Genomic DNA, 18,993 nt, shown 5'->3' with positions numbered 1-18,993 from the left:
TAAATGTTACGCCCGGTGCATCCCCTGTCAACTGGATACACTGGCGCCAACCGATGTAGGCTTGATCATCTTTGGAGCTGCCGAACCTCGCCTACCCGTTCTCGGTCCCGCGCAGACCGAACGCGTGCGCAAGCTGCGCGCCGCTATCGCCGACGACGCCCTCGGCCGCGAGCTCAGAGCCCTTCCGGCACCCCGGGTACGGGCACTCACCCCGGATATCTGTGCCGCACTGGACATCGACCTGCGGAACCGTTTCACGGCGGCGGGATGGACCGCGCGGCTCGACCACTTCCACGCACGAGATGTCCCCCAGTGGGGGCCGAGTGGGCGGTACGAGGATGTCCTGACCGGCACCGACATCGACGGCGTCAACATCGTCGCCGTCAAGGAGGGCGAGCTCTCCGACGCGGTCCTGGTCCTCGCCCACCACGACACGGTCCCGGGCACCGGCGGCGCCGACGACAACGGCACCGGCGTGGTCGGGCTGCTGGAGCTGGCCCGGCTGCTGGGTGCGGCGCGATTCCGCCGGACGGTGCTACTCGTCGCGGTCGACCACGAGGAACTCGGCTTTCACGGTGCCCGTCACCTGGTGCGGCAGATGTCGGTCGCCAGGCGGAAGGTGGTCGGTGCCTACGTGTTCGAGATGCTCGGATTCGCCAGCACCGAGCCGGGCAGCCAACATTTGCCGCGCGGGCTCGACCTGCTCTATCCCGGGCAGATTCGCCGGATCCGGCGCAACGGGCAGCGAGCGGACTTCGCCGCGGTGCTCTACCAGCGGTCCAGTCGGACGACGGCGGCCCTGTTCGCAGCCGCGCTGACCCAGCTGAACGGCCCGACCGGCACCGTCCTGCTCCGTGCACCCACCGACCTGCCGGTGCTGGGGCCGCTGCTCGGCCGGTTCGTGCCGTTCACCCAGCACTTCGCGCGCAGCGACCATCTGCCGTTCTGGGACGCCGGTCTGCCCGCGGTCCAGATCACCGACACGGCCAACTTCCGCAACCCGCACTACCACCGGGCCGGCGATGTCCCCGACACGGTGAGCATGACGCAGGTGGCGGACGTGGTCGCGGCCACCGCCCTGGCCGTGGAGATCCTGGCGGAGCGGCTCGGCTAGCTGGAACTGGCGCCCGCGAAGCCCGGACGGCATCCTGACACCCATGACATCGATCACCGCAGGTGCCTGGATCCGCCGGTACCACTCGGCGGCGGCGGACGCGCCGCGCCTGGTCTGCCTCCCGCACGCCGGCGGCAGCGCCAGCTTCTACTTCCGGCACTCGGCGGCCCTGGCCCCCGCCGTCGCGGTCCTCGCCGTGCAGTACCCCGGCCGCATGGAGCGCCACGACGAGCCCTGCGCCGGTTCCGTCGCCGACCTCGCAGACGGGATCTTCGAGGCGCTCGCCGCCCTGCCCGACCTCGGCGACGACGTCTCCCTCTTCGGGCACAGCATGGGCGCGACGGTCGCCTTCGAGGTGGTGCGACGGCTGGAGGACCGGCTGGGGCTCACTCCTCGCCGACTCTTCGTCTCCGGACGCCGCGCTCCGTCCCGGCATCGCGACGAACGCGTACACACCCTCGACGACGACGGACTCGTCGCCGAACTGACGGCACTCGACGGTTCCAACAGCCGCGTCTTCGCCGACCCGGAGATGCGGGCGCTGCTGCTGCCGGCGATCCGCAACGACTACCGTGCGATCGAGACCTACCGGTGCACCCCGGACGTCACGATCTCCGCCCCGGTGACGGTCCTGACCGGCACCGCCGATCCGACGACCACCCCGGACGAGGCCGACGCGTGGCGCCGGCACACCACTGCGGGCGTCACCGTCCACAGGATGACCGGCGGGCACTTCTTCCTCAACGAGCACCGCCCAGCCGTCCTCGACATCGTCGCCCGGTCGCTGTCGGCGCGCAACGGTACGCCCGGCCGGTGACCGGCGAGACGGCCACCACTGCACGAGTACGGGAACACCACCTGGCCTGCCCGGATGGGATTTCGGCAGATACAGCGACCCGTATGTGAGGCAGCGTGAGACGTCGGAAGGAAAGCCTCGACCCGCCGAAGCGAATCAAGGCCCTGACCTGCTTAAACCCTGTCGGGACGGCCGGATTCGAACCGACGACCCCTTGACCCCCAGTAGTCCGGTGGCCCAGCGGCATGCTCACGCACGTTTGTCCAGGTCACCTGAAGCATAAACCGGCCGAGTAAAGGAGTCGTCGCACCACTCCCTCGCCACCATCGACTCCCCGCCAGCCAGATGAGCAGCGCGGGGTGTTGTCGGCAGCTGGGCGGGCCGCGCCGCATGGCCCACGGCCTCGGGTTGAGCCGGGCTGCGCGCCGGGGGTCGTGGCCTGGTTCCAGAAGGCGGCCTTGCTCGATCACCTGGGCTCACATGGCCGCCTTCGCCCGAAACCGGGAGCGCTGGACCTCCCGTTTGGAGTCCACGCCGCGCAGGGCCAGTAGTGACAGGTGATGCTCGTTGCCGGGGTCGGGCAGGCTGCCAGCAGGCTCGCGGCTTGCGGCTTGCGGGCGCCGCGGCCACGGCATCTGGCGGGAATCCGGAGTCGAAGAAGTCGGCCCCGATCACATCCCAGCCCGCGATCGCCTGCTCGGCGACGTCGCGCTGCCACCGCGCCGACGACCTCCAATCCTGGAACTCCCGGGTTGTCAACGGCGGACTGGAACTGGCTCTGGCGCACATTTTGGATGCTGTTGGTGATCTTGACCCTGTGACCGGGTGGGGCGCGTCGCTGCCAGAGTTGAGGGACTCTTGGTGTTGGGGTAGCGGGATGTCGATGGGGCGTGGTTCGGTTTCGTTGGTGCCGGCGGAGACGGCTCGGGTGGCCTGGGCTGCCAATCCGAAGGGCACTCCGGCGATGGTGATGCGGGATCGGTTGGAGGACCTGTTCGTTGATGACGACTTCGTTGGCTGGTTCCCGGTCGATGGTCGTCGGGGGGTTGTCGCCTGCTCGGTTGGCGTTGGTGTCGGTGTTGCAGTATGCGGAGAACCTGACTGATCGGCAGGCGGCGCGGGCGGTGGCGTGTCGTATCGACTGGAAGTACGCGTTGGGGATGGAGTTGACCGAGCCGGGGTTCGATCATTCGGTGCTCAGCGAGTTCCGGGACCGGCTGGCCGAGGGTGATCGGGCTGATCGGTTGCTCGCGGTGATGGTGGATCGGTTGGCAGAGGCGGGGTTGGTGCGGGCGCGGGGCCGGCAGCGTACGGATTCCACCCATGTCCTCGCGGCGGTGCGCCGGTTGAGTCGGGTGGAGTTGGTCGCCGAGACGGTGCGGGCGGCGTTGGAGGCCTTGGCGAAGGTGGACGAGGTGTGGCTTGCTGGTGTCATGCCGCCGGAGTGGGCGCAGCGGTATGGCCGGTCGGTGCGTCACGAACGGCAGCCGACAGGGGCGGTCGCCCTGCGCGAGTATGTGGAACAGGTCGGCGGTGACGGCATCGCCCTGCTGCGTGCCGTCTACGGTCCGAACGCCCCGGCGGCCGGCTCGGCGGTGGCTGCTGTCGAGGTGCTGCGTCAGGTTTGCATTCAGCAGTACTGGTACGACGAGTCAGGGCAGTTGCGGTGGCGGGAGGCGAAGGCGTCGCGGGCTCGTAAGAGCCGGGAGGGCACGACGCGGCGGCGTCGCGTCGTCACGGGGACCGATGACGAGGCGGAGCCGGCCCGCGGGCCGTTTCTCGAGCGTGGAGATCGTGTCGCCACACGATCCGCAGGCCCGGTTCAGCCACAAGCCGGGCAAGGTCGAGTGGGTCGGGTACAAGGATCACCAGACGGAGACCTGCGACGAGGAACGACCGAACATCATCGTGCACGTCGTGACGACTCCGGCTCCGCAGCAGGACATCGGTGTCGTCGATGCGATCCACTCCGCGTTGGTCGGGCAGCGCATGGCGCCGGCGGAGCACTTTCTGGACAGTGGCTACGTCACTCCCGAGACGGTGCACCAGGCGTCGACGGCTTACGGGATAACGATCGTCGGGCCAGTCCGCCAGGATCCGCGTGCCGCCGACCGGCCCGGGTTCGCCAAGGAAGACTTCGACATCGACTGGCGGGCCGAGACCATGACCTGTCCGAAAGGCACGGTCAGTCCGCGATGGAAGCCGACCGTGGCAGACGGCAAACCTCGCCTGTCGGTGCTGTTTCGCCGGGCGGATTGCCGGGCCTGCACCGTCCGGCAGCAGTGCACCGGCAACGTCGATGGCAAGGGCCGGCACCTGCTCCTCCTACCCGAGCCCTTGCAGCGCATCCAGACGCAGGCCCGTGCGCAACAGCAAACCCCCGAGTGGAAACGGCGCTACGACCTGCGCGCCGGATGCGAGGCCACCGTCTCCGAGACTGTCCGCGCGCACGGCCTACGCCACTGCCGGTACCGGGGGCTCGCAAAGACCCACGTCCAACACGTCCTCACCGCCGACGGCACCAACATCATCCGACTCGCTCAACACCGACCCGACCAGCGTCAGCGCCCACGAAGCCGCCTGCAAGAACTCTTCCGCGCCAGTTGATGATCAAACTCCAAGATCACCAACAGCATCCAAAATGTGCGCCAGAGCCAGTCTCAGCGCGTCGTCGACACGGGTCGACATCTGCCCGTGGAAGGCGAACCGAGTCCCCGCAGAATCCGATGGCGGTGTAGGACGCCATGTCCGCAGGCGCCCCGCCGGTCCGACTGCCGCAACCACCTGCCGCGCGGATCAGGACCGTCCAACTCCGGTGAGTACCACATCAGACCTCCCGCGCAGAAGGTCCAGAACAGCTGCGCGGCTACCGACATTCGTGGTCAACGATGCGGTAGTCGGCGAGACTCGGCCTCCCCCGCACGACGACGGAGGCCGTATCGCTCAAGACGACCCCGGAGCCCATGAGGAAACTGGTCGATGACCTCAGCGCGCGGGGATGGCGTCAGGGCATCATCGATCGGAGGCGGCCAAGTCGGACCAGGCCGGACGGGCGCCTTTCCACCTGGCCGCCGCAGTGGGATGCACCACGATCACGTTGGCCTGGTCGCAGAGGTCCAGGCACTGGCTCGTGTATACTCGGTGCTGCCCAGCCGACGCATCCCTCTGCCGCAGCAGCCGGCCGTCGTGATCCACGGAGAGCACCCCTCCAGTAGTCGACGGCGGCGTTCTTCCACCAGCAAGCCGCGGCTGAGTCCTCCCCCGCCAGGCCCTGCTGCTGGCCTGCCGGGACCCCCACGTCGACACTGCCGCTGCGGCGGGCCGAGCCCACCTATCGGCGGGTTACGCCACCGCGAAATTCGGCCAATCACTGGCCGCCGTCACGACCACGCGCAGGTCCGTCGCTGGCATGCCGCCATGCGACGTTTCTACAATACCTATGGGATAGATAGGCTATCTCGATCACCGGGGTTGACCGGATGGGCCGACGGCAGTCACCGCTGGGCCGACGGCGGGCCCATCTCGGACACCCGATGACCCCAGCGGCTGCGGGCTCCTCGACAGTGCCCGCAGCATGGGTGAGCAATCGGCGACGTTCACCCTCGCGCAACACCAGTCGATCCCGGTACGGGACCGCGCAGAAGACCGGCCGCATCGGCGTTGCCCGTCGACCGATCGTCGGTCACGACTCAGATAAGGGCCTCCGTTGACCAATCTCGAGATCCTCTGGTACATCCCCAATGAGATCCACCCCGGCCACCGTGGTGACGATGTCGTCGACAGCCACAACAGCCTGCGAACACTCACCGGCCATGCCCTCGCACTGGAGCAGCACGGTTGGGGTGGAGCACTACTCGGCACCGGCTGGGGACGGCCGGACACCTTCACCGTCGCCACCGCGCTCGCTGCCCAGACGACGACGTTCCGACCGCTGATCGCCGCCCGGCCCGGCTACTGGCGACCCGCCAACTTCGCCGCTGCCACCGCCACCCTGGATCACCTGACCGGTGGCCGCGTGTTGATCAACATCGTCTCCGGGCGGGACAACCTCGCCGCCTACGGTGACCACGAGGGCGACCAAACCCAACGCTACGCCCGGACCCGGGAGTTCATCCGGATCGTGAGAAGACTGTGGACTGAGGAGAACGTCACCTATTCGGGTGACCACTTCTCGGTGACCGGTTCCACCGTTGCGACGACCGGTCGTGCGGCCCGGACGTACCCACCCGCGGCTTTACTTCGGCGGTGCATCCCCCGCCGCCGAGCTGGTTGCGGCAGCCGAGGCGGACGTCCAGCTCTTCTGGGGCGAGCCCCTCGACGACGTGCACGAGCGGATCGACCGGCTCAAGGAACTCAGCGAGCGCCTGGGGCGTGAGCACCCGCCGCTGGAGTTCGGCCTACGGGTCACCACGGTGGTGCGCGACACCACTGAGCAGGCGTGGGCAGCAGCCGAGGCAAGGGTCGCGGAGATGGCCAACGGCGCCATTTCCCGAGATCCGAACTGGCACGCCGCCGTCGGTCAGCGACGCCTGCTCGACCTGGCCACTCGCGGCGAGGTGCTCGACGACAATCTCTACACCGCGCCCGGCCGTTACGGTGGCAGCGGTGCCGGCACCACCTGGCTGGTGGGCTCAGCCGAGGACGTGGCGAAGTCCCTGCGCCGCTACCAGTCTCTGGGTATCACCCATTTCATCCTCTCCGACACCCCGTATCTGCCGGAGATCCGGCGGCAGGGCGACCAACTGCTCCCGTTGTTGCGCGGCTGAGCGTCGCAACCACAGGTCCAGACGCCGGCAGGCCAGGCGCGGCCCGGTCACGTGGCCGGCGACCAGCCGAGCGGGCCGGGTTGCCGTGCAACATCGGAGTGCGGACGGTCTCGTAGTCGCGCAGCATCTGCCAGTACTGCTGCTCCGGCCCGTACGGCCAGCCCTGGTGGTTCTGGGCCCAGAACTCGTCGGCGTAGAGGAACTCGATCGCCGGGATGGCGGCCTCGGCCGGTCGGGCCAGCTCGGATGCGGGGATCGCGCGCAGCGCCGGATGGCCGTCGGGCAGGGCGTGTGCCTCCGCGATGGGCGGCCGGTTCACCCGCACGTGAACGGCCGAGACCGCCCAGGACAGGTAGAACACCAGCGCGTCGGAGAGCTTCCGGAACCGGTCGTAGGTGAACTCGATCGTGTCGTTGACCCGGATGCTGGTGTCGGACCGCCGGCCGCTGACCGTGAAGGACGCGACCGCCCGGTCGTAGACCTCGACCACCCGCCGGCGCATCTCCTGCTGGTCGTGCGCGGCCGCCTCGCCGCCGTACGTCTCACCGGTGCGCGTGACGATGTACGGGCACGTGGTCACGTTGAGGTCGACGGCGGCTCCGGTGGCGTGCCGGCCGTCGCCGGGTCGGGTGCCGATGATCGGCTCGACCAGGCCGGCCCAGGGGTGGAAGTCCGCTTCGTCCGGCGATGCCTTCCACGTGCGCCACAGGTCGTCCTCCACCTCGGTGAGGACCTGGGCCATGGTCGCGTTGACGCCGCCGGTGATCGGCTGGCCGAGGAAGGTGTCCCTGGTCTCTCTCCCGTCAGTGCAGAAGGTGGACGAGGCTCCGGCCGCCGGGCACCGCGACCTGGCAGCGACACGGCCGGCCCCGGCCCTGACCCGGCAGTTCCTGGTGCTTCTCTTCGATCCCGCTCATGGCCCCAGGATCCGACCTGAAGTCGGATCAGCCATCCGGGTTAGCCCTGAAGCCGGCGGTCGACTTCGGGACCGAGCAGGGTGTCGGTGGGCGTGGACCGCCGGTCGGCCCCTCGGCGGCCCCGCCGCGTGCCGGCTCTTCCGAGCGGACTGTCAGGTGTGGACGGCCCGGCGCCGATGTGCGACCGTTCCGCGCAGGCAGACCGAGGAGGGTGGATGGCAGAGGACGACAGGCCGCGGGTGCGGTACGAGAAACGCGATCACGTCGCATGGGTGACGCTCGATCGTCCCGAGGTACTGAACGCCTTGGACACGCACATGCACGCCGAGCTGGCCGGGATCTGGGACGACGCGGAGGCCGACGACGGTGTCCGGGTGATCGTGCTGACCGGTGCCGGCGACCGTGCGTTCTCGGTCGGGCAGGATCTGCGTGAGCGGGCCCGGCTGAACGAGCAGGGGGCACCGCCGACCACGTTCGGCAGTCGCGGGCACCCGGGCTGGCCACGGCTCACCGAGCGGTTCTCGCTGCTCAAGCCGGTTGTCGCGCGGGTGGACGGCTATGCGCTGGGCGGCGGCTTCGAGCTGGCGCTCGCCTGCGATCTGGTCGTCGCGTCCGACCGGTCGGTCTTCGCGCTGCCCGAGGCCCGGCTGGGGCTGGTGCCCGGCGCGGGTGGAGCGTTCCGGCTGGCTCGTCAGGCGCCGCTGAAGGTGGCGATGGGCTACCTGCTGACCGGCCGCCGCATGCCCGCGTCGGTCGCCCTGGAACTGGGGCTGGTCAACGACGTGGTGCCGGCCGCGCAACTGGACGAGTGCGTGGCGGGCTGGGTGGACGATCTGCTACGCAGCGCCCCGCTGGCGGTTCGGGCGATCAAGGAGGCGGTGCTGCGGTCCGTCGACATGCCGCTGCCGGAGGCGTTCTCCACCCGGTTCGAGAGCGAGCAGCGGCGGATGGTCAGCCGGGACGCGGTGGAGGGGCCCCGCGCGTTCGCGGAGCGGCGTGAGCCGCGCTGGGAGGGCCGCTGACCCTTGATCTACGGGGTGGTGCATGGATAAGGGGTGCTAGGGGTCCCGCTACAGACGCGTCGCCGATAGCCTCCGGATGCGATGTTCGAATCGGGTTCGGAGCGGGGTGCGGTAACGCGATGAATGTACTGCTGTGGACCTGTCAGTTGGTTCTGGCGATTGTGTTCATCATGGCGGGCGTGGCAAAGTTCGTCGTCCCGATCCCGAAGCTGCGTGCCGAGGACGAATACACCCGCCTCTTTCCGGACTGGGGCATTCGCGCGCTCGGAGTGCCGGAGGTGGCGGGCGCCCTTGCCATGATCCTGCCACCGTTGACCGGTGTGGCCACCGTACTGACCCCGGTCGCCGGCGTCGGCCTCGCCGTCATGATGTTCCTCGGCCTCTTCGCCAATATTGCGGTCCGGGCCGCCCGGTGGCCCTATTACGTGTTGCCTCCGGCGCTTTGCCTGATGGCTTCCTTTGTCGCCTGGGGGCGCTTCGGCGATTACCAGTTCTGACCCCTTGTGGCTGCTCTCGATAGGGGCTCGTAAGGGCTGTGCGCCAGGTAGCCCGCTGGTACCGTCGTCGGCGTGCCGGACATTTGTCGGCACTCTTTTTCGGCCAATGAAAGGAAACCATGAGAGCAATTCGAACGGGGGCTGCCGCGGCGGTGGTGACGGCGGCTGTCCTGCTGTCCGCACCGGCCGCGGCGACGGCCGCGACGGCCCAGGTCGCCGGCACGGTCGACGTGGCCTACTCGTGCGGCGCTCCGGGAGTGCCGAGCACCGACCAGGTCATCGGCGTGACGTTGTCGGCGCCGACGCTCGCGCGCAAGGGCAGCACCATCCAGATCGGCGTCCGGCTGGACACCCGGTCGCCGAGCCCGTCGGAGCAGCCCGCGAACGGCACCAGTGTGGCCGTGAGCCTGTCGTACAGCGGCGCGGCGAGCGGCTCGGTCGCCTCGACGCCGCTGACCAACCCGGACCCGGTGCACATCGGCGAGACCGTGACCTTCACCGGGGGCGTGGCCCAGGTGGGTGCGACCGCCTACGGGGCCTACCTCTTCCGTCCCGGCGACGTGGCCATCACGACCGGGGACCACACGGTCACCTGTCTCGTGCAGAGCAACCCGCCGGTCGCCGACGTGACGCTCGTCTACTGAGCCGTTTCGACCGAGCGCCGGCGTCGTCGTTCCGGATCCCGCTGAGCCGGGTCCGGAACGGCGGCGCCGGACGTTGTTTCCCGGCCGTGCTCTCGGCCGGTTTCACCGGAGGCGCAACCGAGGGACATCGAGGAGAAGCATGACTGCACTGACACGCGTACGGCGCCGTACCGCGCTGCTGGTCGCCGTGTTGTGCGCGGCCACCGCGGCGCTCACCGGCCCGGCCGGCGCCGTGCGGGCCGCCCCGCCGGGTGCCGTACCGGCCGGGCCCGCCGGAGTGGCGCTCCGGCCCGGGACGGCGGACTGGCCGTCCTGGCAGCGGGACCTGGAGGGCTCGCGGTTCAACGGTGCCGAGCACACGCTCACGCCGGCGACCGTGGGCCGCCTGCGCCTCAAATGGGCCTTCGCCTTCCCGAAGGTGCCGGTGCTCACCTCCGGCAGCCAGCCCGCCGTGGTCGGCGGGACGATGTACTTCGGCGGGCCCGACGGTTACTTCTACGCCGTGGACGCCCGGACCGGTGCGACCAGGTGGACCTTCGCGCTGAACACCGTCGAGCCGGGCGTCGGGCAGGCGGTGGTCCGCAACGGACCGTTGGTCGCCGCGGGCAAGGTCTACTTCGGCGACTACCGGGGCTACCTCTACGCGCTCGCGCTGGGGACCGGCGAGCTGGTCTGGAGTACCCGTCTGGACAGTCACCCGGCCGCCATGGTCACCAGTTCGCCGCAGTACCACGGCGGACGGCTCTACGTCGGGGTGTCCAGTGGGGACAACGTCGGCGGGGTCGACCACGCCTGCTGCACCTTCCGTGGCCACCTCGACTCGATCGACGCGGAGACCGGCCAGCTACGCTGGCGGTACTACACGGTGCCGGAACCGCAGGCGGTCGGCACCTGGCCCAGCGGAGCGACCCGCTACGAGCCTTCCGGCGCCGGGGTCTGGAGTTCGCCGGTGATCGACCGGGAGACCGGCACCGTCTTCGTCGGGACCGGGCAGAACTACACGGGTACGACCGGCGACAGCGACACCGTGCTGGCCCTCGACGCGCGTACCGGTGCCGTGCGGTGGAAGCGGCAGATGACCCATCCGGACTCGTGGCGGGTACTCTGCGCGAACCCGAACGTGCCGCCGGGTTACTGCCCCGGTCTGCAAGACGGCACGGCGCTCGACTTCGACTTCGGCGCGCTGCCCAACCTGATGACGGTCAATGGCCGGCGGCTGGTGGGGATCGGGCAGAAGAGCGGGGTCTACCACACCTTCGACGCACGGACCGGCGAGATCGTGTGGCAGCGGCAGTTGTCGGAGCCGATGCCGAACAGCGGGCTCTCCGGAATCATGTGGGGCGCCAGCTACGACGGCCGCCGTCTCTATGTCGCTACCTACCAGGCGGATCCGGGCACGCTCTTCGCGCTGAACCCGGCGGACGGTGCGATCCTGTGGTCGACGCCCAACCCGGCGGACGGATGCTCGTGGGGAGGCGCGGCAGCGTACCCGGAGACCTGTGACCTGGCGCATGGTCCGGCGGTCACCTCCACGCCGGGCCTGGTCTGGGAGGGTAGCTCGGACGGAAAGATGCGCGCCTACTCCGCGGCGACCGGCCGGGTGCTGTGGCAGCACGACACGATCCAGGACTACGCGGGCGTGAACGGGCTGGCGGGGCGCGGTAGTGCGGTGTCGGCCGGCGGCGGGGCCGTGGTGAGCCGGGGCATGCTCTACGTCCATTCGGGATACCGGCCGTTCTATCCGAGCGACAAGGGCTTCGTGCTCCTGGCGTACGGCCTTTAGCAGAGTGGTTGTGATGGGGGGAGCGGGTTTCCCGTTCCCCCCATCCGTGTACACCTGCACGGAGACGGTCCCAGGCGGTCAGAGCGGGATGTTCGTGTGGTGTCCCCGGCCACCCGGCGCGGAGGCCAGCGCGACCGCCACCCGCTGCCGGGTCTCGGCGGGATCGATCACCTCGTCGACCACGCCGAGCGCCCGCGCCCGGTCGACTCCGCCCGCCACGCGCACCTGCTCGGCGATCAGCCGTGCCCGCAGTTCCTCGCGCTCGGCGTCCGGAGCGGCGGCCAACTGCCGGCGGTGCAGTACGCCGACGGCGGCCTCCGCCCCCATGACCGCGATCTCCGCCTCCCGCCACGCGATCACCCTGGTCGCGCCGAGCGACTTGGAGTTCATCGCGATGTACGCGCCGCCGTACGCCTTGCGGGTCACCAGCGTCACCCGGGGCACCACGGCTTCAGCGAAGGCGTGCAGCAGCTTCGCGCCGCGCCGCACCACGCCGTCCCATTCCTGGCCGACTCCGGGCAGGTAGCCGGGTACGTCGACCACCACGACCAACGGCACACCGGAAGCGTCACACATGCGTACGAACCGAGCCGCCTTCTCCGCGCTGAGCGAGTCCAGGCAGCCGCCCTTGCGCAGCGGGTTGTTGGCGATGACCCCCACGGCGCGACCGGCGAGCCGCCCGAACCCGACGACGATGTTCGGTGCCCAGCGCGGCTGAAGCTCGGTGAACGGCTCCTCCTCGTCGTGGTCGAGCAGGTGGCGGATCAGGGGGCGCACGTCGTAGGCGCGCCGAGGCGACTCCGGCAGCAGCGCCCGGAAGTCGCGGGGCGCGCGGGTCTGCGCGATGTCGAAGGCGCCCGGGTGCACGAGGTAGTTCACCAGCCGCCGGGCGCGGCGCAGCGCGTCCGCCTCGGACGAGGCCGGCACGTGCGCGACGCCGGACCGGCGGCCGTGCGCCTCCGGACCGCCGAGCCCGGCCATGTCGATCACCTCTCCGGTGACCGACCGCACCACCTCCGGTCCGGTGACGAAGACGCGGCCGGCCTCGGCCATCACCACGATGTCGGTCAGTGCCGGTCCGTAGGCGGCGGCGCCCGCGGCCGGCCCGAGGACCACGGAGAGCTGCGGGATGCGGCCGGACGCGCGGGTCATCGCCGCGAACATCCGACCGACACCGTCCATCGACTCGACGCCGTCGGCCAGCCGCGCGCCGCCGGAGTGCCACAGCCCGACGGCCGGGCACCGCAGCCGTACCGCCGTGTCGATCGCCTGGATGATGTGCTCGCTGCCGGCGGCGCCGAGCGCACCGCCCATCGAACGGGCGTCGGTGCAGTAGGCGACGACGGTCGACCCGTCGATGCGTCCCCGCACAGCGAGCACACCACTGTCGTCCGGGGCGTGCAGTGGCTCCCCCGTGCCCGGGTCGAGCAGGGCGGCGACGCGCAGCGCCGGATCGCGCGGATCGGTGGTCGCGGGGCCGGCCGGCGCCGGCTGCGCGGGGATGATCGTCGAGGTCACTGAGGTCTCCCTGTCGGTCCGGTCGATCTGCTCCGCTGTCCGTCGGGCCGGAGCCGCGAGCGGAACGCGGCGGCGATCCGTTCGGCTCCCGCCGCGACGCTGAGCCCACCCGCCCGCACGTCCCGTTCCGCGGCCGCCACGATGCCGGCGAGCCCGGGGTCGGCGGTCGTCTCCGCCCAGAGGGAGTCGCGCGCTACGGCACGCAACTGGGCCGCCCGCTGCGCGCCGCGCCGCGCGGGCAGATCCGCGCCGGCATGGTGCTCCTCGATGCGCTTCCACAGCTCGGCCAGGCCGGTGCCGAGACGGGCGCTGCACGGCACGACCGGCGGCGGTCGCCGCCCGTGTACCGAACCGGCCAGGCGGCGGGCCGCCGAAATCTCCCGGGCGGTAGCCCGGGCCGCGTCCGCGCCCGCACCGTCGGCCTTGGTGACCGCGACGATGTCGGCGCGTTCCAGTACGCCCATCTTGATCGCCTGTAGGTCGTCGCCGGCCCCGGCCATGGCCAGCACCACGAAGGTGTCGACGAGGTCGGCCAGCGCGGTCTCGGACTGACCGACGCCGACGGTTTCCACGATCACCACGTCGTAGCCGGCCGCCGCGACCACGGTCATCACCTCCGCGGTGACCTCCGTGACGCCGCCGAGCGCTCCCCCGCTCGGCGACGGGCGCACGTAGGCGCGCGGGTCGGCGGAGAGCCGCGCCATCCGGGTACGGTCGCCGAGGATGCTGCCGCCGCTCACGGTGGAGGACGGGTCCACCGCCAGCACCGCGACCCGGTGGCTCCCGGAGGTCAGCCGCAGGCCCAGCGCGTCGATCAGCGTCGACTTGCCGACGCCCGGCGGGCCGGTCATCCCGATCCGATGCGCCGACCCGGCATAGGGGTCCAGCAGCACCACCAGTCGCCGTGCCGTCTCCCGGTCCGCCGGGCGGCTCGACTCCACCAGCGTCACCGCCCGGGACACGGCCGTGCGGTGGCCGGCGCGAATCGCCGCCGCCCACTCGGCCACGTCTGCCGGGACCCGCCCCACGGTCAACCCTCCCCCGTGGTGGCGCCGATGCGCTCCCGCAGCCGGGCGACGAGGCGGATCGCGGCGTCCGCGAGCACCGTACCCGGGCCGAAGATCTCCGCTGCCCCGGCCGCGCGTAACGCGTCGTGGTCGTCGGGCGGCACCACGCCGCCGACCACGATCGTCGTGTCGCCGGCGCCGAGCGCGGTCAGCTCGCGGCGCAGCTCGGGAACCAGCGTCAGGTGCCCGGCGGCGAGTGAGCTGACGCCGACCACGTGCACGTCCGCGTCGACGGCCTGCCGGGCCACCTCGGCGGGCGTCTGGAACAGCGGGCCGACGTCCACGTCGAACCCGAGGTCGGCGAAGGCGGTGGCAACCACCTTCTGGCCCCGGTCGTGGCCGTCCTGCCCGATCTTCGCCACCAGGATCCGCGGCCTGCGCCCCTCGGCCCGGGCGAACTCGTCGGTCGCCTGCCGGGCCCGCGCCGTCGCGCCGTCCTCGCCCGTCTCCGTCCGGTAGACGCCGGTGACGGCCCGGATCGGCGCGGCATGCCGGCCGTAGACCTCCTCCAGCGCCGCCGACATCTCGCCCACGGTCGCGCCGGCCCGGGCCGCGTCGACCGCGCACGCCAGCAGGTTCCCGTCCAGGCCCGGCCTGCGGGCCCCGGTGGCCGTCTCGCGGGCGGCACCGGTGAGCACGGCGAGCGCGGCGCGGCAGGCGGCGTCGTCCCGGGCAGCACGCAGCTCCCGGAGTCGCTCGACCTGCCGGGCGCGCACCGCGGAGTTGTCCACCCGGCGTACCTCCAGGCGGGTCTCGGTCTCCGGCCGGAGCCGGTTGACACCCACGATCGGCTGCCGCCCGGAGTCGATGCGCGCCTGGGTCCGCGCGGCGGCCTCCTCGATCCGCAGCTTGGGTATCCCGGCATCGATCGCCCGGGCCATGCCACCGGCCGCGGCGACCTCGTCGAGATGGCGGCTGGCCCGCCGGGTCAGTTCGTGGGTGAGCCGTTCGACATAGGCGCTGCCGCCCCACGGGTCGATCACCCGGGTGGTACCGGACTCGTGCTGGAGCATCAACTGCGTGTTGCGGGCGATCCGGGCGGAGAACTCCGTCGGCAGCGCCAGCGCCTCGTCCAACGCGTTGGTGTGCAGCGACTGGGTGTGCCCCTGGGTGGCCGCCATCGCCTCCACGCAGGTGCGTACCACGTTGTTGGGCACGTCCTGCGCGGTCAGCGACCAGCCGGAGGTCTGGCAGTGCGCGCGCAGGCTAAGTGAGCGGGGGTCACGGGCGCCGAAGCCCTCGACCAGCCGCGCCCAGAGCGACCGGGCGGCGCGGAGCTTGGCGACCTCCATGAAGAAGTGCATGCCCACCCCCCAGAAGAACGACAGCCGGGGCGCGAACGCGTCGACGTCGAGCCCGGCGCCCACGCCGGCGCGCAGGTACTCCACGCCGTCGGCGAGCGTGTACGCCAGTTCCAGGTCCGCCGTCGCCCCCGCCTCCTGCATGTGGTAGCCGGAGATCGAGATCGAGTTGAACCGGGGCATCCGGGCCGCAGTGTAGGCGAAGACGTCCGCGACGATCCGCATCGACGGGCCCGGCGGATAGATGTAGGTGTTGCGGACCATGAACTCCTTGAGGATGTCGTTCTGGATGGTCCCGGCGAGCTGGTGCGGCGCGACGCCCTGCTCCTCGCCCGCGACGATGTAGAGCGCCAGGATCGGCAGGACGGCGCCGTTCATCGTCATCGAGACGCTGGTCCGGTCCAGCGGGATGCCGTCGAAGAGCAGCCGCATGTCCAGGATGGAGTCGATGGCCACGCCGGCCATGCCGACGTCTCCGGCGACCCGGGGATGGTCGGAGTCGTAGCCCCGGTGGGTGGGCAGGTCGAAGGCGACCGAAAGGCCCTTCTGGCCGGCGGCAAGGTTGCGGCGGTAGAAACTGTTCGACTCCTCGGCGGTGGAGAACCCCGCATACTGCCGGATCGTCCACGGCTGTGTGGCGTACATCGTCGGATAGGGACCACGCAGGTAGGGCGGCAGGCCGGGCATGGTGCCCAGGTCCAGGCCGTCGAGGTCGTCCGCCGTGTGCAGGGTGTGGACGTCGATCTCCTCCGGGGTCGTCCAGACGGCCGGGGCGGGACCGGGCACGGCAGGCACGTCGTCGCCGAGCGGCATGCGGGAAAAGTCCGGGATCATCGGAGTACTCCCAGGTCGTCGAGGGTTTCCGTGAGCACCTCGACGGCGTCGCAGCCGGTGTGCAGGTACCGGTCGACACCCGTGTAGCCTGCCGGCGGGCCGGCCAGCCACACCCGTACCGCGCCGGCGGCCCGGAGCGCGGCGGCGACCGGCTCGGCCTGCCGGGCGTAGTCGGCGTCACCGACGCACAGGCAGACGACCGGCGGGCCGGGATCACTGGGATCACCGGGATCACCGGGTGCGATCTCGGCCGTGGCGATGCCGCCGGCGGCGAAGAGGTTCGCGGCGAAGGCGAGCCGACCGGCGCGGGCGGACGCCGGTCCCAGCGGCACCAGCGCCACCCGGGGCGGGGCGCCGGTCCGCCGCGCGTGCGCGTCCGCCCGGTCGCGCAGTTCCTCGAAGGCCAGCGCGTACGGACGGACCGGCAGACCACCGGCGGGACCGTGCGGCACGGGGCGGGCGGTGGACTGTTCGGCCAGATTCGCGAACTCGCTGACGCCGCTGATCGGATCACGGCGGTGCGCGATGTTCGCCGCCCGCCGCCGCCAGGTCTCGGCGATCCGGTCGCCGATCATGCCGCCGGCCAGCGCCGCAGCCATCCCGCCGGCGCGCTCGATCTCGGTGAACACCTCCCACGCCCGGTGTGCCAGTGCGTCCGTGTGCGCCTCGACATGCCAGGAACCGCCGGCCGGATCGGCGACCCGAGCCAGGTGCGCCTCGTCGCGCAGCAGGGCGTGGGTGTTGCGGGCGAGCCGCTGGGCCACCGGGTCCACGCCGCCGAGCCTCGCGTCGTACGGCTGGATCGTCAGCGCGTCGGCGCCGCCGACGACCGCGGCGAAACCGGCGACGGTGGTCCGCAGCGCGTTGGTCCACGAATCCCGGACGGTCATCATCACCCCGGACGTCACCGCCGCCTGCCGCTGCACGGTGACCGGGCCGCCGCACGCCTGTGCCACCCGGGCCCACAGCCGACGGGCCGCGCGGAGCTTCGCGATGGTGCCGAACACGTCGGCGGTGGCCGCGTAGCGGAACTCCAACTGGCCCAGCGCAGCCGCGATCCCGAGCCCGGTGCCGGCGCCACCGGCGATGGTGGTGCCGGTGGCGGTAGCGGTGCCGGTGCCGGTGCCGGTGCCGGTGCCGGTGCCGGTGAGCATTCGTAGGTAGGCGACGCCGGTGGCGAGGGAGGCGGCGAGTTCCTCGGCGTCCGACGCACCGGCGTCGTGGTAGACGGTGGCGTCGACGGTCCCGGCCCGCAGCCGCGGGTACGCCCCGGCGACCCGCGCCGCGAGCGCGGTCAGCACCGCCTCGCCAGCGGACTGCCCGGTACGGGCGAGCATGCCGAGCGGGTCGACGCCGAGGTTGCCGGTCAGCGCCTCCGCCGGTACGCCCCGGTCACGGGCCAGCCGCAGCAGGGCGTCGGCCGCCTCCTCGGTCCCCTCCCCCGCGTCGAGCACCACCTCGGTACGGTCCAACGGCACCCCGGCCAGCGCCTCCGGCAGCGCGGCCGCGATCGCCGGTAGCCAGACCGAGTCGGCGCCGCCCGCGATGCCGGCCGTGACGGCGTCCCGCAGCGCCACCGGATCGGTCTCCGGATACCGCTGCCGGACCCGCCAGCTCCCGCCGTCGGCCCGGCCGGCCCGGGTCACCGGCACCGCGCCGGGCCGCCCCGTCCGCCGGCGGTCCGCCGTGCCGGTGTGCAGGGCGGGCAACGTGATCCCGTCGTAGGTGGTGAAGGCGAGCAGCGCGTCGACGTCGTCGGTCGTCGCGTCCGCGTCCGCCCGGCCGCTCTTACGCAGCACGCCGAGCGCCAGCCGGCGCCACACGTCGACCGGCGAGTCGGCCGGCGGGTCCGCCGCCGAGCCGGCCGGTAGGTCCGCCGCCGAACCAGCCGGTGGGTCCGCCGCCGAACCGGCCGGCGAGTTCGCCACGATGCTCATCACGACCTCCCCGGGCCGGGCGACGGCAGCGCCCCCGCGATCGCGGCCGCGACCTCGGCCGGCCGGTCACCGAGGTAGAAGTGCCCGCCGGAGAAGACCCGCCGGCTGAACGCGGCCCGGGTGCAGGCGGCCCAGCCGTCCGTCTCCGCCGGTGTCACCCGCGGGTCCGCGTCCCCGGCGAACGCAATGATCGGGCAGGTCAACGGCCCGGCCCGGTGGTCGTAGGTCTCCACCGCCGTGTAGTCGGCGCGCAACGCGGGCAGGATCATCTGGACGATCTCCTCGTCGTCGAGCAGCCCGGGGCTGGTGCCGTGCAGCGCCATGACCTCGGCCAGCACCTCGGCATCCGGACGGCGGTGGAGGTCCTCGGCCGGTCCGGTGGTCCCCGGCGGCCGCCGCCCGGAGACGACCAGCACTGCCGGAACGTGCCCGCGCGCCTCCAGCCGCCGGGCGACCTCGAAGCCGACCAGCGCCCCCATGCTGTGCCCGAACACGGCCAGCGGGCGGTCGAGGTACGGCCCGACCGCGTCGGTGATGTGCGCCGCCAACTGCTGGATGCTGGTCATCGCGGGCTCGTGCCGCCGGTCCTGCCGACCCGGGTACTGCACCGCCAGCGGTTCCACCGGCGCGCCGGGCAGCGCCGACAGCGCGGCGGAGATCGGGAAGTAGAAGCTCGACGCGCCGCCGGCGTGCGGCAGGCAGAGCAGCCGTACGGCGGCGCCCGGCACCGGATGGAACCGGCGGAGCCAGGCGTCGCTCACCGTACCGGCTTCGATCGTGGTCATCGGATCCCCTCG

At 71.6% G+C, this 18,993-nt stretch carries 14 protein-coding genes and 1 pseudogene; 9 read left to right on the top strand and 6 right to left on the bottom strand.

The genetic code is table 11. The annotated features are described in order from the left end of the window. The first annotated feature begins 124 nt into the window (after positions 1-124). The 5 genes and pseudogenes from O7629_RS10320 (at position 125) to O7629_RS10300 (ending at position 6,676) form a co-directional block, all read left to right on the top strand. Positions 125-1,114, top strand: coding sequence for a M20/M25/M40 family metallo-hydrolase (locus O7629_RS10320; protein WP_278168870.1), 990 nt, complete (start codon positions 125-127; stop codon positions 1,112-1,114). A 43-nt stretch (positions 1,115-1,157) separates the two neighbouring features. Further along, complete coding sequence (locus tag O7629_RS10315) at positions 1,158-1,931, top strand: alpha/beta fold hydrolase (protein WP_278168869.1); 774 nt, start codon at positions 1,158-1,160, stop codon at positions 1,929-1,931. A 1,764-nt stretch (positions 1,932-3,695) separates the two neighbouring features. Further along, positions 3,696-4,517 carry a transposase gene (locus tag O7629_RS10310; protein ID WP_278168868.1) on the top strand — a complete coding sequence of 274 codons (822 nt, stop codon included), beginning with the start codon at positions 3,696-3,698 and terminating at the stop codon, positions 4,515-4,517. A 1,099-nt stretch (positions 4,518-5,616) separates the two neighbouring features. Then, positions 5,617-6,051, top strand: a pseudogene (locus O7629_RS10305) (LLM class flavin-dependent oxidoreductase); the annotation flags it as partial. Between the two features lie 49 nt (positions 6,052-6,100). After that, complete coding sequence (locus tag O7629_RS10300; protein ID WP_278168867.1) at positions 6,101-6,676, top strand: LLM class flavin-dependent oxidoreductase; 576 nt, start codon at positions 6,101-6,103, stop codon at positions 6,674-6,676. On the opposite strand, the gene O7629_RS10295 is transcribed toward O7629_RS10300, so the two are convergent. Then, a complete protein-coding gene (locus O7629_RS10295) occupies positions 6,600-7,418 on the bottom strand; it encodes a hypothetical protein (RefSeq protein WP_278168866.1) in 819 nt (272 codons plus the stop codon). The two genes, O7629_RS10300 and O7629_RS10295, sit on opposite strands and share 77 nt — an antisense overlap. Before the next feature lie 390 nt (positions 7,419-7,808). Here O7629_RS10295 and dpgD point away from each other — a divergent pair, with 390 nt between their 5' ends. From dpgD to O7629_RS10275, 4 genes are all read left to right on the top strand, one after another. Next, complete coding sequence (gene dpgD / locus O7629_RS10290; protein ID WP_278168865.1) at positions 7,809-8,615, top strand: enoyl-CoA-hydratase DpgD; 807 nt, start codon at positions 7,809-7,811, stop codon at positions 8,613-8,615. A 119-nt stretch (positions 8,616-8,734) separates the two neighbouring features. Further along, on the top strand, positions 8,735-9,112 hold the full coding sequence (locus tag O7629_RS10285) for a DoxX family protein (protein WP_278168864.1): 378 nt from the start codon (positions 8,735-8,737) through the stop codon (positions 9,110-9,112). Positions 9,113-9,231: 119 nt separating this feature from the next. Next, positions 9,232-9,756 carry a hypothetical protein gene (locus O7629_RS10280; protein ID WP_278168863.1) on the top strand — a complete coding sequence of 175 codons (525 nt, stop codon included), beginning with the start codon at positions 9,232-9,234 and terminating at the stop codon, positions 9,754-9,756. A 139-nt stretch (positions 9,757-9,895) separates the two neighbouring features. Continuing rightward, entirely contained in the window at positions 9,896-11,539 is a 1,644-nt protein-coding gene (locus tag O7629_RS10275) for a PQQ-binding-like beta-propeller repeat protein (protein WP_278168862.1), read from the top strand. A gap of 78 nt (positions 11,540-11,617) precedes the next feature. Here O7629_RS10275 and O7629_RS10270 read toward each other — a convergent pair whose 3' ends face one another. The 5 genes from O7629_RS10270 to O7629_RS10250 are packed head-to-tail and all read right to left on the bottom strand — an operon-like array spanning position 11,618 to position 18,981. Beyond that, positions 11,618-13,042, bottom strand: coding sequence for a carboxyl transferase domain-containing protein (locus O7629_RS10270; RefSeq protein WP_278174480.1), 1,425 nt, complete (start codon positions 13,040-13,042; stop codon positions 11,618-11,620). A gap of 11 nt (positions 13,043-13,053) precedes the next feature. Then, the gene (gene meaB / locus O7629_RS10265; RefSeq protein ID WP_278168861.1) at positions 13,054-14,085 is read right to left on the bottom strand and encodes a methylmalonyl Co-A mutase-associated GTPase MeaB; all 1,032 of its coding nucleotides are present in this window, start codon (positions 14,083-14,085) and stop codon (positions 13,054-13,056) included. Positions 14,086-14,087: 2 nt separating this feature from the next. Further along, positions 14,088-16,259 (bottom strand): methylmalonyl-CoA mutase, encoded by a 2,172-nt coding sequence (scpA, locus tag O7629_RS10260; RefSeq protein ID WP_278168860.1) that lies wholly within the window; start codon positions 16,257-16,259, stop codon positions 14,088-14,090. Next, on the bottom strand, positions 16,256-18,196 hold the full coding sequence (locus O7629_RS10255; protein WP_278168859.1) for a methylmalonyl-CoA mutase family protein: 1,941 nt from the start codon (positions 18,194-18,196) through the stop codon (positions 16,256-16,258). The genes scpA and O7629_RS10255 overlap by 4 nt, the downstream gene beginning before the upstream one ends. Further along, entirely contained in the window at positions 18,196-18,981 is a 786-nt protein-coding gene (locus O7629_RS10250; protein WP_278168858.1) for an alpha/beta fold hydrolase, read from the bottom strand. Before O7629_RS10250 ends, O7629_RS10255 begins: the two co-directional genes overlap by 1 nt. Positions 18,982-18,993 lie beyond the last annotated feature (12 nt).

This window comes from Solwaraspora sp. WMMD792 (genome assembly GCF_029626105.1).
Taxonomy (GTDB): domain Bacteria; phylum Actinomycetota; class Actinomycetes; order Mycobacteriales; family Micromonosporaceae; genus Micromonospora_E.
Note: the sequence above shows the minus strand (reverse complement) of the source record. Positions and strands in the feature narration are given on the sequence as shown.

Bases quoted from the DNA above. Each gene is read 5' to 3' on its own strand.
- O7629_RS10315 (WP_278168869.1), top strand. From the start codon at position 1,158: ATGACATCGATCACCGCAGGTGCCTGGATCCGCCGGTACCACTCGGCG.
- O7629_RS10295 (WP_278168866.1), bottom strand. From the start codon at position 7,418: ATGGCCCAGGTCCTCACCGAGGTGGAGGACGACCTGTGGCGCACGTGG.
- O7629_RS10255 (WP_278168859.1), bottom strand. From the start codon at position 18,196: ATGAGCATCGTGGCGAACTCGCCGGCCGGTTCGGCGGCGGACCCACCG.
- O7629_RS10275 (WP_278168862.1), top strand. From the start codon at position 9,896: ATGACTGCACTGACACGCGTACGGCGCCGTACCGCGCTGCTGGTCGCC.
- dpgD (WP_278168865.1), top strand. From the start codon at position 7,809: ATGGCAGAGGACGACAGGCCGCGGGTGCGGTACGAGAAACGCGATCAC.
- O7629_RS10280 (WP_278168863.1), top strand. From the start codon at position 9,232: ATGAGAGCAATTCGAACGGGGGCTGCCGCGGCGGTGGTGACGGCGGCT.
- O7629_RS10285 (WP_278168864.1), top strand. From the start codon at position 8,735: ATGAATGTACTGCTGTGGACCTGTCAGTTGGTTCTGGCGATTGTGTTC.
- scpA (WP_278168860.1), bottom strand. From the start codon at position 16,259: ATGATCCCGGACTTTTCCCGCATGCCGCTCGGCGACGACGTGCCTGCC.
- O7629_RS10250 (WP_278168858.1), bottom strand. From the start codon at position 18,981: ATGACCACGATCGAAGCCGGTACGGTGAGCGACGCCTGGCTCCGCCGG.